A 13,459-nucleotide genomic window follows, 5' to 3' on the forward strand; every position below is an offset into this window, starting at 1 on the left:
TTCCGGTTAATTGATTCTGAAAGGACAAATATAACTATTTCGAAATATTACCTCTATCGGTTTTTGTTTCTTTTTTTCGCACAGGCTCACGAAAAAGAAACGGACTGAAAAATCAGTCCGCATTACTATTGTTCTCTTTATCTTCCTTTGGTTTCAGATGTTCAAAAACATACCAACTGTCCTTATACAGATGGCCTATCAGATTAAACACCCCCGTTTCTCCACATTTATCGGCAAACTGTTTGGCTTCCGATATACTTTTGAACTCGCCCAATTTCTTGAATCCTACAAATAGCTTATACATGGTATTGTCCTGTTTATATTTGGTTATTTCCGCCTGTAAGATAGCGTATGCTTCCTCATAGTTTTTCTTTTTCTGCTCTAATTTGGCGTTGGCTTTGAGTAGTTGTTCGTCCGTTTCGGGATTGAAAAACAAATCGTTGTGTGTCTTATACTCTATATATTCTACGATTTTTCGTTCCACCTTTGTTATCTGTGCCTTAGCGGAGGCTACCTTCGACAGCAGAAAGTTAAATCCTGTCTGCAAGCCTGTCCGCTTATCATATGCGCAATGATATACCGTTACCTTCCTGCGTGGGTACTTGCACACCAGCTTTGCCCTGCGCCATTCGACAAGCCATCGCCAACGCTCCAGCATATCACGGGGCAGGTCTATTTTGTGCAATACTTCCCGGTTGCCGTTTTCGTCCCTTATCTCAAATGTGATATATACCCAGTGTTCTATCTTCAGTTCCTTTTCGGCTTTTGCGAGGTCTTTAGCGTCCCGCATCCAATCGTCTATTACTTCCTGTGCCATAGTTGTATATGTTGGTATTGTATATTTGTTTATATAAGTTCTACTTCTATCCGGCTGATACTTGCCCAGAATATGCCGTTACAGAAATAGGCGCATCCGTTGTGCCATTTCCTGCGTTTGTCCGTCAGGTATTTTTCGAACGGGCGTATCTCTATCGAAGTGGTATAGATATTATGCCCGATGCGTATTTCCAGATAACAGTCACGCCATGTTTCATGGTATGTCCTGAAACCTGTCTTTCCTTCAACAAGTTCCAACGCTTTCTTTACTGCGTCCTGCGCTTCGCAGTCCATTTCTTCTACTGATTTGCGGTTGCCTTCCGTATAGATTATTTTCATGATGTTTCAGATTAAAGTTTCAATAGATTGAATTGGTGTATTTTTAGTCAGCCATTCCCTTATGCAGTCCATATTGTATCCGGAGGTAATAATGGCTGTATGCTCATCAATCCGGGTAAAGCGTGACGATTCGTATGTATCGATCCATTCTTTGAGGTTTACCGCACCCCATGTGCTATAATTTTGTGCAAACATCTGGTCTATCCCGGCAATACCTTTTTCAAAGCGTACCTTTATGGTTTTGTAGGCGTCGTCAATGATTTCAAGGTATTGGAGCGAACCGAAACCGTCATGCAGCCGGGCGGATGCCCAGCCGTCTTCGTATGAGTGATTGCCCCATTGGTGCGGTTTATCGTAACGGACTTTCGCCTCGGCGGTATGGACGGAGATTTTGATGTCCTCGATAGTTCCTGTTACCATTAAACCCGTAAAGATGCACTTGCATCGCTTGCCGATTATTTCTTCGTTGACTTCTGTCGTTTTCATATTTCTCTTTGTTGTTTTATGGTTATTATTTATATTGTCAGGTTATTCTTTTGTTTTGAGCCGTTATGCAGCCATTCTTTCCCCGATAAGGGAAATATTATTTTCTACAAGCTGTATTATCTGATTGTGGTATTTGGTGTATTTATTACATTTCCCCCTGCACTGGACGATTTTTAATTGGGACAGGGATATTTCAATGGTTTCAATCCGTTTGCCGTCTATGCAGGCGGATAAGATAAGCGAATCTTCCTTTGAGTGATAGCTGCTGACACAATGCTTCATGGCGATTCCTTCGGCTATTATCTCCTGTACGCTTTCAAGGACACGCACGCTGATACGCCCATTCGAGAACATGACGCCAAAAAACCGTGCTTTAGCCTCCCTGTAGTCCGCTTCTTTTTCAAGCTGCTTCTCCAATGCCAGTTGTGCATCGGCTTTTGCTTTTTTCTGCATATACCTGTCATGTTCTTTGTGCAGGTCGGCAGGACATACATACTTAGCATTATGCAGGTCTTTTCCGAACATGCGCAGGTAGTCGATATAATCAAACCACAGGGTAGCATCTTTTATCTGATACCCGTTACGGATGCAGATACGGATAGATGCCCAGTAATTATCTAATTTACGGCTTGTATCGCTCAAAAATGCTTTAAACAGGTGTGTTTGTCCCGATTTTAACAGGGTTTCCATTTGGTTATCCTTTAATAATGCCCTGTACACATCAAATGGTCTTTGATTGAAATGACGCTTTTTAATGCCTGTCCTTTTGAGTTCGGGTATTAATTGTTGTTTCGGATAGTAGTAATACGGGAACAGCCTGTTATAAGCATCTACTTCGCTTCTTAGTTCCAAAGGTGTGCTGAATATCCACGAATCATAATACATTGTACCCATTGTCTGACGCAGTTTCGCAAAGGTGCAGTATCTGCCGTCAGGTGCAATCCAGCGTTGCATTACTTCGGCATGGGTGTATTCGGGATATGAACCGACCTTTGCCGTGCATTTTATCATCAGGTAGCGGATGACCTGATAGCCCCGGCATGTGGTAATAAAACACAGGTATTCACAACCTTTGAATATTCGTTTGTTAGTAGTCCTGACTTTTAGCTTTGTCTTACAGTTAGGGCAGGTATGTTCTCCTTCTTCGCCTGTGAATATATGGTTGCATTCGGTACAGGTGATTTTACCTTTGGCGGTTCGCTGTCCGGTATGTTCGATACAGTTCTGGTATCCCCATTGTATCTGCTCCCCAGTGATAGATGGTAATTTCTTACTCGCTTCTACAACTGCTGCCTGAAATTTATTCTGTGGTTTCATAAGTGTAAATTTTAAAAATCAAATAAACCGGGTTGGTTATTGGTTTCTGCGATTGCTTTAGGCGCAATTCTCTTTTTGGGTTGCATCATCCTGTCATACGTGTCGTTGTGAATCTTCCGGATGGCTTCTTTTTTCGCTTCCTCGACTTCTTCGGCTGTCAGTTCTACAACGTGGTTGACAGAAATCCTGCAATTATTGACTGGGTTGCCGATTTCGATAGTATCCGTATTATAATAATCCCCTGCCATTGTATATATTTCTTCATCGGCAAAACCGTTGCATCCGCTCTTTTGTACGGTGTTCAGGATATAGGTAACGCAACTGTCAATGTCCTTGGCTGGGTTTGCAAATGATTGGGCGAACAGCGCATCTGTTTCGGCTCGTTTCTCCAAATAGGTCAATATCGTCCTTGTAAAATGATTTGTCGCTTTCATATCTTTATGTTATTTGTGGGGCAGTGGCTTCTGCCCCTTGTGATTATTTTATATCAATAGTTGTTTGCTTACCTGAATATGTCATGTACCTGTACCAGCAGTAAGTCGCCGTACCATTTTTCCTGTATCTTTCCGCTCCTGATCCGGTCGTATATGGTTTTTATATCTTCTTCATTCCCTGAATAAAGTGTCCCTTTATCATCTATTATTCTCCACATGGCTGTTCCGGTTTTAAGTTTAATACTCCTTCTAACTCACTGCGCTTAGCTTTGGAAAATATCCATCCCGCTTTTTTACTGTCCCCGTAAGTTAATCGGGGGTTGAACTTTCCACCCATAGCGGACAACAGGTCTTTGATGGCTTTGGTATCCCCGAACAGGGCAATGGCTTTCTCCGAATAATCAACTATTTCAAAGTGCAGGTTATCGGATTGTATCTGTATAGTAGGTTGTTGTTCCGGTTCGCTTGGATTACTATTACTATTACTGGCTTTATCTGCTGTATTCGGTTTAATATGGACACCATCGGGACATCCTGCTGTATAGGCGAATTCTTCGATTGTCCTTTCACGGTTATAGATTGGTTCTTTTTCGATTATCCAACCGTGATACTTGCTTTCGCCCAAGTAGTACCCGTCCCCCATAGAGTATTTCTCACGGTGTTCGTAGTCTTCGTTATATTCCGCTAAATAGGCGGTTTCTTCAAAGTTGGATGCGTGTTTGCGCATTTCGGAGAATATATCCCTTTTGTGCTTTGAAAAGCCTATGATAACCGTCCGCTGTGTGCTATATGAGTAGTAGTCAGTATAGCTGTCGCTCTCATTTTGTCTTAAACGTGCCACAATAACTGCCTGTGCGTCTTCGGGAAGGATCTCGGCAAAGCGTTTCCGACCTATTTCCTTAACCTGTTCTACTCTGATTTTTTCCTGCCCGGCTTTTTCTTCCTCTGCCTTTTTCTGTTGCTGTGCTTCCTGAAGAAGTATGGCTACCTCGAAGCTGTCCATAAATTGCAGGTTCTCACTGTCGTAATAGTAACCGATACCGAATTTTTCTTTCAAGGGTCGGATTATATCGGCTGTATAAAAATCTTTTGTACGCAGGTTAATTAGCATGTACACAATGCCCCAATCGTTTTTACGGATTTCATAGACTACATACCTGTCACAGGAATAGCCTTCCATTTGCACCACTTGGTTTACTTCTACCGCTTGTTCGGCTCTGTCGATGCTTTTGTTTGCACCCAATAAAAATATTTTGCTCATAATATTAATTTATTTGTATAGGTTGATAACCGAAATGTTATTTGCTTTCGCCCTGCGGACTGTATAAGCCGTACCGCTGCGCCGTGAACTGTTGTAATAAGCTATCAGCAGGGAACAGTTCGCTATTATGTAGTCGTTACGGCGAAGGAAGCAATCCTTATAGTAGTGTGCCGACAGGATGATATTTGATGTCGCCTTGTCAGCTATGCGGATATACCGCTGTTTATCCTCATTGTTGAAATACAGGTGATGCCCCGCATAGGGAACAGCGCAGAATAACTGTATGTCGGAGAACTCCTGTTGCAACTCAAGGACTATCTCTGCTGAAAGTAAATCGAATCCTACCGCACCACCCACAATAAATGTTGTGTAACCATTGTGATACTGTTCACGGATGATATGTGTTAATTCTTCTTTCAACAGTACAGGATTACATTCCATGTTGCGATGTCCTGTAAAGGCGATTGTCTTTTGTTTATCTATATGGATATGGTTCATAATGGTAATATGTTAAAGGATAAATGTTATGATAAGTGAGATAGCAGCTATCAGGAAAAGGATAGACAGCAGGGAATAAATAATACCCACAGCCAGACGTATGATTTTAAGCACGCTACGGACAAGGATATACACACCCGCCACCGCTAACAGCGACATACCCGTTTCAGCCACACACCACACGCAAATACCCAACAGAGCCGCTCCCAAACCCAATTTTATGATGAGTCCGGAGGCGAGGGAGTTTTGTTTCAATATGTTTTTTTCGTTTTTCATAATTATGACATTTTTTTTTCATGCGTCATCCATCGGGTCGGTCGTTTTTGTTTCATAGAGCAACAAAAGGTATTGCGGATTCACTTTAGGCATATTTTTTCACGGCAAATACGCTCGCCCGAAGCCGTGAGGGAAAGAGGAAGATTTCCGTGAAAACCCGTGAGGGCAACAGAATATGCCGTTGTGAAACACTATCATACCTTTGCTCTGATGAACAGACGACCGGCCAAGGATTGACACCTGCCAACTGTGGAATAATTTTGGAGAAAAAACGGGAAAAGCATCGTTAGATAGATAGTTTGCAAAAGATATGCTGTTGCAGCATACCTTACGGCATTATCGATAATACCCTATTCAAGTGTAGTTAAAGCTACGCTTGGTTCATTATCCGGTGACTGTTTCCGAAAGTAGTGCAACGGATAAAGGAAAGGGTCGCAGGATTCATTTTATAATTGAAAATAAACGGGAAACTTATAGCTGTTAACGATATAACTATTTGAAGCAATGGTTATCAAACCATTCATTAAAAAGTAAGTGTACACCTGCCGGATGTACTCTTACCGCCCGATCCGGGACTGTCTTTGAGGTTGGAATGATGCCTTGCGGATGAAATACCCTGTGAGAGCGGGTAGGAAGGAAGCAAATGGCGAGTGGAAACGAGAAGAGGGTCAAGATTAGCTTGCAAACGATTACCGTAAATCAATCAAAGGTACAGTTCAGCAGCAAGCTCTCCTGTACCCCCACGTTGTGGAATCCCCGCGAGAGGCGATTGGACGGCAAAAGTAATGAAGCGGTCGAAGTCAATGCCAAAATAGATAAATTACTATTGGCAGTGCACCATGCATTTGACAGCCTTGTGAAACGTAATAAGCCTTTTGACGCTGAGTCAGTGAAGGTTTACGCGCAAACGACCCTGCTTACTCTTCTCGACCGGCACATGGAGGGATTAAGAGCCCGTATCGGTATCGACGTCGCCCCGACCACGTTAAGTACTTACGTTTACACGCACCGTTCGCTCGGTAAGTTCATCCAAAAGAAGTTCAAGATGAAAGACATTGCCTTCGAGCAGCTGAACGAGCAATTCATCCGGGAATACCAGGATTTTGTGTTGAGCGAAGGATATTCGATGGATACCGTCCGCCATTACCTGGCTATCCTGAAGAAAATCTGTAAGATTGCTTTTAAGGAAGGCCTATCCGAGAAATTTCATTTTGCCCATTACAAACTGCCCAAACAGAAAGAGACAACCCCGAAAGCATTAAGCCGGGAGAGCTTTGAGAAAATGCCGGAGGAAGAAAACAGACTACCGGGCACGCGTCAAGCTGTTGCCCGAAGCAATTGCCCTGATTGAGAAATACAAGGATGAAAACAGGGATACCTTGTTCCCGATGCAATCGACCGACATGGTAAAAGCGAATATGAAAGGCTTGCGGGTTATGGCGGATATAAAAGAGCCAATGACCTACCATTGCGGGCGCCACAGCTTTGCAAGCCTTATTACGCTCGAAGAGGGCGTTCCGATAGAAACGATCAGTAGGATGCTCGGGCACGGCAATATCCAGACAATACAAATTTATGCTCGCGTTACCCCGAAGAAACTTTTCGAAGATATGGACAGGTTAATGATACGCAGGAAAAAAGACGCTCCGGTAACAGATTCAGGCCGGGATAAGATAACAGGGACACATGACAACCAATGACATATCTGGCTATATTACAAACTATAATAATTACAACGACAGGCTGTTTACAAAAGCCTGCCGTTGTTCATCGCCTTCTGCAAGATATTTGCTAAAATATTGAACATGTGGGGTAAGGTATGGAGGCTAAAGTAAATTTAAGAGAAACAAGGTAAATGGTTGAAAAATAGATTTTAACTCATCATTCAGCATTAAATTGAGAAGTATAAAAAACGCAACCCGTAGATGCGATTTTAATAAGAAAGTTAGTTTCCACAATTCCAGACAAATTTATATAACTATTTTAAGGTCTGCTCTATTGAAAAACAAAGTAGGCTATATAAAAACAGTGGCAGTACTAAGGTTATTATTATTTATTATTATAGTTTCGATAAATCATATATAGATTTCCTTTCTAAGGAAACCCCTAATTCAATTTCAATCTTTTCAATATAGTTGTCTGACCATAGTGGATGAGTTAATAAAAAAGTGTTTCGTTTATCATTAAATATAATTATATTATCAGATATTTTATTCATTGCGAGTCCCTGCCTTTTTATGCGATTAATAATTACTGTGTCAACATATTCTTTCCAATATTCAATATCTAGACCAATATTTGCATTTGGATTATCAGATAATCTGGCGATATCTAATCCTAATCTCCAATCAATAATATTGTGTATATTTTGATTTCCATAATCACGAATACAGTCGTAGCAGGAAGAAGAACACTTCAAGTGATCTTTCGTTGTTAGTCTTTCGTATTCTTGACCTCCCTCAACCAGAGGCATAACAATAGCATTATTTACAATTTCTCCACTTGTCAGATAATTGCAATATCCAGCGCCATTATCTAATTTTTCAACAAAAAAGACTTCGGGATTACGTGTTTTCGCATCTATATTAAATCCTACGGATAGTTCTTGTGCATCAATATCAAGAAAACTTGCGATAGACCTTCTTACCAAATACCCCCAAGAAAGAAACGCTGCTTTTACTGCATGAGAATTATCATTACAAATAGGGTTAATATTAATATTTTCATTAATACTTTCCAATGTTATAGCCATTACTCCCGTAGTCTTGGACGAAACAAAGGCATAACTAGATTCGTACAATAACTTCATTTCATTTCTTTCCTTATCATCCGAAATAGCATTTCGACAAATCCATTCACTATTTTCTCCTCTTCTACCCAAAGAGAATAATGCACCATTATTGTCATTTACTTGGTGGACACGGCCTGTTGATGGTATAACATTAGTTCTTATATGTATATTCTTTACGCAATGTTCGATTGGTTCTAATTTGTCAGAACAATCAAGTGCAATATCACTACTAGAAGAGTGCCAATCATAAACACCATTAAAGTCTTTTGGTTTTTTTGTATAATCTATACAGAAGCCAAGTGGAGAGCAGGCATCTATTTTGTCTAAACAATTTGAACAAATAGGGCAGATGTCTAAGTCTTGAGTTACTGATGAAAATCCGCAATTCTTACATTTATGTAATTTGTTACGTATTACGCTCAAAGAACGATTTTTGACCCGTACTTTACCTGTCTTGTCGTATTCATAATCAACGACACCAACAGCCTTATAAACTAATTTGTCTTTTACTATTTCACAGCCCGGAGCGAATGATGCTATTGCAATATCCATATCCCGAGACACTACGTCCTCCGAAGGGAGTTTATTGCCGGGATACTTCAAGTATAGATTTCTTACACGAGTTGGAAATCCAAACATAGGCAACATTCCAGCATTTGCAAGCAATTCACTCAAAGAACTATATACGCCATTGTTATTGTCAACTTCACCAGTTATTCGCTCGACAAGTTGATCGCTGATTAACGATAATATATCACTTTTAGTGCTATCTTTAAGATTTGTTCCTCTAGAAATAGTAGAGATTATGTTCTCAATTGCCTTTTTATTGTCATTAATCCATGTTTCTACTGTATGTTTATTTCTATCCCACTGTTCAACACGTCCAAATCCTCCGTGTATATTGTCCTTTGTCGTTAAAATAATAGGTTTAAGTGCTTGGTACAAGACCTCTTTAATTATCACCCTTTCAGCAATCTCTTTAGTTCTTACTTCCAGATATGGTGCTTTAGGTGTTGCAGATACCATACGCTCTGTTTCTGCGTAATGTGTTTGGTCATGGCTATTTCCTTTTGCTATTGTCAATGCGATGGACAAAGGATTACCTCTACGTCCGGCACGCCCCACTCTTTGTTGATAGTTAAACCTTTGAGGAGGCACATTGCCCATCATTACGGCAGACAAAGAACCTATATCAACACCAGCTTCCATTGTAGTTGTTACACTAAGCAGATCTATCTCTTCGACTTTTCGCTCTTCACCTTGATATGCGAACCCTTGAAAGAGCCTCTGCCGTTTACGAAAATCATCTTTTGAAGTCTGTCCGGTCAACTCTTCACAATGTAATCTAAATATTGTGTCGCTGTTTTTAACAAGAGATAAATAATAATCATTTGGATTATCAATATCATTCTCAGTTAACGTATCAGGTTCTCCGAGCTTTTCTGTACAGTTAATGCAGTACCCCACAGATGGATGTAGATGGGCTGTTTTACATTTAGTGCAAACCCATACTTTATCCTCAATGGTAGATTCTTTGAAAGCGAGTCCCTCACCAGTAAGTAACAGTTCGCCGTCTCTGGTTAAAACACCTTTTAATCGAAGTGTCTTAACAATTTCATCTTTTATTTCTGTAACCTTTTTAGAGGCACTAACTTTATATGCCGCTTTTATGAAGTTTTCGGATTGTTTAGTAAGACTTGTTCTTGACCAATCAGAGTCAACACCAACAATTCGACTTCGTTCACCCATTATTCTTACTATGCTGTCCAATAATTGTGCTTTTATTTCATCAGAATCACGCTCTTTAAGAGTTACATATCCTAATCTCATAGACTCAAAGGAACGCTTCTTATGGGCAAAAATACTGCGTAATTGTTCTGTCTTATTTATATTTCTTATCTGGGTTCTATAGTCAAAGTCACTCGAATCTCTTTTAAAAGTATTAGTATTGAGATCAAACAGCTCATACCACGCCTTATTATTATTTGCAATTGAAGGTTTTGGTCCAATTGGGCTAATTCCGGCACTAACAAGACAATGTATTACATAATTTAAGGTTCCTTCTAAATCAGACAGGCTAAGATCTCTCATTAACCATTCTAATTCTTTTTTGTCATTTGCATCTAAATAATCATCATGCTTATCCCTTATTAACTGGATAATTTTTCTATACCGTTCATCTCGTCTGAACTCTTTTTTCTTATTCAACTCGCTCTCTGAAAGCTGAGAATCTGAGAGATTGTAAAATAGTTTGATTAAGTTAATATCTTCATCATTAACACTCATAGCTTTGATTATTGCCCAACGCAATGCATCTCTGTAGTGATCTAGTTCAATACCAGCTGCAAGTTTAGCGGCAGATTGGCGGCTATCGGAAAATAGAACGATTTTAGGATTAGCTCCCTCACTTTTTAGAGTTTTAACCAATGCATCAGCCATAACCTGATTCACCTTTTGAACACCTGTTGAATGTCTCTTTAATGGAGGGATTCTATCTTTACCTTTCCCTCTTGCTTTTACTTCACAGCAAGGACATTGATATGGTAATTGAGTTTCTGCTTGCTCTTGATATATAATATAATTGCCGTCTGATTTATCAATTTGATATTCCCCTGAGACATTATCATACGACACTGATTTCCAACCGCTATTTTTGGGTATGGGCTTGGATTGTGACCACTTTTTTAGAACGACATATGGGTTCTTTGATGCTCCCACAGGTTGTTGTACAGAAACAATATTTCTCCCAGATTGTATTTGAGAAAAACCACCAAGGAAAACTTCTCCGCAGCTCTCGCACAATATGAGTTCCAAGATTCGTTTCCCACAAGAGCAAATAGAATTAGGATGTTTATACATCTTTCCAATTTCTCTATCAGCAGTCTTGTACTCTTCGCATAAAGAAGAACAGCAAGGATCTGAGCAAGCCCACAATCCATTTATATTTCTGAAAAAAAAGTGGGCTCTTAACGGCATTAAATTATTATTGCCGGTTTTAGTTTGGCATATTATCTTAATAATGGATTCGACGACGTTAGGAGCTTTGTCGGTAGGAAGCTGTAAATTTGTACAAATATCATCAACTTTTGATGCAGTAACCTTCCCATTCTTCACCATTCCATATTTTAACCATTTATCTAACTCGTATTTATTTACAATTTCAAGAATCGATGTACAGTTTAAGTTAACTAATAGCTCTGAAGTATTTGTATTGAACTGTGATAATTGTTCTATTGGCAGTTCTACAGATGGTTTAATTATCTCATCTGATGGCGGATTTTGCAACAATACGAACCTATTTTTAACCTCTTCTGAAGTTAATCCAAAGAATTGTCCTATATACTCCCTTGTCTGTTCGTTATCCTCCATAGAAGCACTTGATGCCAGATATTGAACTTGTGGAGAGTTTGGGGTTAACCCTAATCTATCTAATAAGATTCTAAGTATGTACGCTACTTCTGTACCTGAAGTTCCTCTATATGTATGTAGCTCATCAATAATTATATGGAAGATATTTGTAGGATCAGATTGAAGCCAAGTTTTAGTTTGTTCAAATATTGGAGATTCAATATTACGCATAAGCATAATATTGAGCATACTATAATTTGTAATTAATATGTCTGGTGCATTATCCTGCATATCTTGGCGGCACCACATTTCTGCACTATCTTCATCCATACATGGCATTTGGTACAACAATTCAGTTGTACCATTAGCTTCAACTTCTTCTACGACTGCCTTCCAATCTCTTTCGTGTTCTTTTCGCTCTTCTCTTAGTCTATCATCGGCTTTTTCTTTTGTTCCACTAACAGGGGTACGTCCTGTGTATCGTCCAAAATAGAATCTATTACCACCTCTATTTATATCAAGCCATTTCCGTGCATTATTCCTACCGTCACCTTCTTTGCTATTCAGAGCCTTGCGAAGTCGTATCATTTGATCTTCGGCTAACGCATTTAGAGGATATAAAATCATTGCTCTCATTGCACGAGGACGATTTTGCTTCGACCAAACTTTAGACTCATTTATTAGGTCCGATACAAGAGGTAAAAGGAAACATTCAGTTTTACCCGAACCAGTACCTGTTGTTACAATAATATCCTTTCTCTCTTTTGTTGCTTCTACAATAGCTTCAACCTGATGCTCATACAATTTCCTTATAAATTTGCTGCTCCCATCAAACAAGCCGCAATTGACAAACTCAGCAAAATCTTTGTTGATTCCCTCCTTATCACACAACTCTTCAATTGTGCATACTTCCTTATACTTCGGCACTATTTCAATAATGGGAGGCTGGCATATAGTTGCGTCCGACAGTAGCAACTCATTTCTTTCATTATTGTAGCAATCAGAGGAAAATGGCATTCCACTGTTAATATATTTAAGGTATAACTCTCGTAATGTTCTATGTATTTTAATTGGATTGTCCATATTCTTTAGTTTGTTTTTATTGATTCACAAAAAATCCTATTAAGTTCTGTATAAACTCTTCTATTTACGTTCTTAAATACATAATAGCCATTATCAATATAGGGCATTGATTCTGCAAATAATGACTCAATCATTAATGCTCTATAAATTATTATAGGCATATGGAATATGGGCACTCTCAACTCTTTATTCTTAACATCATATATACCGTTATTCTCTTGTTTTATAACTCTATCATAAGAATAAGCAATATTTAATGCATCAGGATTGATTGAATGATGTGGTATAGCGTAACACTTATTATGCTCACAGTCTATGAAATACCATTTTTTAGTATCATTTATCTTTCGCGATACCACTCCGATGTAATGTTCAAAATCATCTCTTTTTATGTCATATACTTCCTGCATTGATAATACGCAATGGTCAATGGAAGGCATATTTCCCAAAATAGATTCAAGGTTGAAATTAAATCTGTTTGGACCATTAAACTTATCAATGTCTTTGTGTAAATATATGCCTATGTAACTCGTTTGCTGTAATCCGTCAGTTAATACCGGATTTAACACAACCTGAGAATCTCTATGTTTGAATATAATGCACTCAGGAGCCATATGGTATCTGCTATTACCTGCAAATTCCACAGTGCCGCTATATAAAAGAGGGTAAAAAATATTGTAAATAGGTTTTTCTAAATCCAAATTGAGTTTGATGTTAAGATATTCACAAGTTTGTTTAATACGTTCATATCTAACATCTCCAACTTCCTTAAGCCATTTGTATAACAACTCTTGAGCGTTTTGCATAACA

General features: G+C 39.2%; 11 protein-coding genes and 1 pseudogene. 1 reads left to right on the forward strand and 11 read right to left on the reverse strand.

Going from position 1 to position 13,459, the window contains the following annotated elements; translation table 11 throughout:
• Positions 1–112 precede the first annotated feature (112 nt).
• From BUC12_RS17955 to BUC12_RS17990, 9 genes are all read right to left on the reverse strand, one after another.
• Complete coding sequence (locus BUC12_RS17955; protein WP_062184383.1) at positions 113–817, reverse strand: hypothetical protein; 705 nt, start codon at positions 815–817, stop codon at positions 113–115.
• Between the two features lie 29 nt (positions 818–846).
• Positions 847–1,155 (reverse strand): hypothetical protein, encoded by a 309-nt coding sequence (locus tag BUC12_RS17960; RefSeq protein WP_062184386.1) that lies wholly within the window; start codon positions 1,153–1,155, stop codon positions 847–849.
• Positions 1,156–1,161: 6 nt separating this feature from the next.
• Complete coding sequence (locus BUC12_RS17965) at positions 1,162–1,641, reverse strand: DUF7258 domain-containing protein (RefSeq protein WP_062184389.1); 480 nt, start codon at positions 1,639–1,641, stop codon at positions 1,162–1,164.
• A 63-nt stretch (positions 1,642–1,704) separates the two neighbouring features.
• Entirely contained in the window at positions 1,705–2,958 is a 1,254-nt protein-coding gene (locus tag BUC12_RS17970) for a PcfJ domain-containing protein (RefSeq protein ID WP_062184392.1), read from the reverse strand.
• 11 nt (positions 2,959–2,969) lie between these two features.
• Entirely contained in the window at positions 2,970–3,392 is a 423-nt protein-coding gene (locus BUC12_RS17975) for a PcfK-like family protein (RefSeq protein ID WP_062184395.1), read from the reverse strand.
• Between the two features lie 68 nt (positions 3,393–3,460).
• Positions 3,461–3,610, reverse strand: a complete 150-nt coding sequence (locus BUC12_RS20140) for a hypothetical protein (protein ID WP_157257591.1) — start codon at positions 3,608–3,610, stop codon at positions 3,461–3,463.
• Positions 3,598–4,653 carry a hypothetical protein gene (locus BUC12_RS17980; RefSeq protein WP_062184398.1) on the reverse strand — a complete coding sequence of 352 codons (1,056 nt, stop codon included), beginning with the start codon at positions 4,651–4,653 and terminating at the stop codon, positions 3,598–3,600. The genes BUC12_RS20140 and BUC12_RS17980 overlap by 13 nt, the downstream gene beginning before the upstream one ends.
• Positions 4,654–4,662: 9 nt before the next feature.
• Positions 4,663–5,151: an SLOG family protein gene (locus BUC12_RS17985; RefSeq protein ID WP_062184401.1), complete on the reverse strand. Its 489-nt coding sequence runs from the start codon at positions 5,149–5,151 to the stop codon at positions 4,663–4,665.
• Positions 5,152–5,163: 12 nt separating this feature from the next.
• Positions 5,164–5,427, reverse strand: a complete 264-nt coding sequence (locus BUC12_RS17990) for a hypothetical protein (protein ID WP_062184404.1) — start codon at positions 5,425–5,427, stop codon at positions 5,164–5,166.
• 643 nt (positions 5,428–6,070) lie between these two features.
• On the opposite strand from BUC12_RS17990, the pseudogene BUC12_RS17995 reads away from it, so the two are divergent.
• A pseudogene (locus BUC12_RS17995) lies at positions 6,071–7,127 on the forward strand (phage integrase SAM-like domain-containing protein).
• Between the two features lie 359 nt (positions 7,128–7,486).
• Here the strand turns inward: BUC12_RS17995 and BUC12_RS18000 are convergent.
• Complete coding sequence (locus BUC12_RS18000) at positions 7,487–12,649, reverse strand: DEAD/DEAH box helicase (protein ID WP_062184407.1); 5,163 nt, start codon at positions 12,647–12,649, stop codon at positions 7,487–7,489.
• 5 nt (positions 12,650–12,654) lie between these two features.
• Positions 12,655–13,455 (reverse strand): hypothetical protein, encoded by an 801-nt coding sequence (locus BUC12_RS18005; RefSeq protein WP_062184409.1) that lies wholly within the window; start codon positions 13,453–13,455, stop codon positions 12,655–12,657.
• Between the last annotated feature and the right edge of the window lie 4 nt (positions 13,456–13,459).

Origin of the sequence: Indolivaga macrotermitis, from assembly GCF_900128985.1 — a bacterium.
GTDB lineage: Bacteria > Bacteroidota > Bacteroidia > Bacteroidales > Dysgonomonadaceae > Dysgonomonas_A > Dysgonomonas_A macrotermitis.

Excerpts from the sequence above, each read along its gene's own strand:
- BUC12_RS17955 (WP_062184383.1), bottom strand. The coding sequence starts at position 817 with ATGGCACAGGAAGTAATAGACGATTGGATGCGGGACGCTAAAGACCTC.
- BUC12_RS17960 (WP_062184386.1), bottom strand. The coding sequence starts at position 1,155 with ATGAAAATAATCTATACGGAAGGCAACCGCAAATCAGTAGAAGAAATG.
- BUC12_RS17965 (WP_062184389.1), bottom strand. The coding sequence starts at position 1,641 with ATGAAAACGACAGAAGTCAACGAAGAAATAATCGGCAAGCGATGCAAG.
- BUC12_RS17970 (WP_062184392.1), bottom strand. The coding sequence starts at position 2,958 with ATGAAACCACAGAATAAATTTCAGGCAGCAGTTGTAGAAGCGAGTAAG.
- BUC12_RS17975 (WP_062184395.1), bottom strand. The coding sequence starts at position 3,392 with ATGAAAGCGACAAATCATTTTACAAGGACGATATTGACCTATTTGGAG.
- BUC12_RS20140 (WP_157257591.1), bottom strand. The coding sequence starts at position 3,610 with ATGTGGAGAATAATAGATGATAAAGGGACACTTTATTCAGGGAATGAA.
- BUC12_RS17980 (WP_062184398.1), bottom strand. The coding sequence starts at position 4,653 with ATGAGCAAAATATTTTTATTGGGTGCAAACAAAAGCATCGACAGAGCC.
- BUC12_RS17985 (WP_062184401.1), bottom strand. The coding sequence starts at position 5,151 with ATGAACCATATCCATATAGATAAACAAAAGACAATCGCCTTTACAGGA.
- BUC12_RS17990 (WP_062184404.1), bottom strand. The coding sequence starts at position 5,427 with ATGAAAAACGAAAAAAACATATTGAAACAAAACTCCCTCGCCTCCGGA.
- BUC12_RS18000 (WP_062184407.1), bottom strand. The coding sequence starts at position 12,649 with ATGGACAATCCAATTAAAATACATAGAACATTACGAGAGTTATACCTT.
- BUC12_RS18005 (WP_062184409.1), bottom strand. The coding sequence starts at position 13,455 with ATGCAAAACGCTCAAGAGTTGTTATACAAATGGCTTAAGGAAGTTGGA.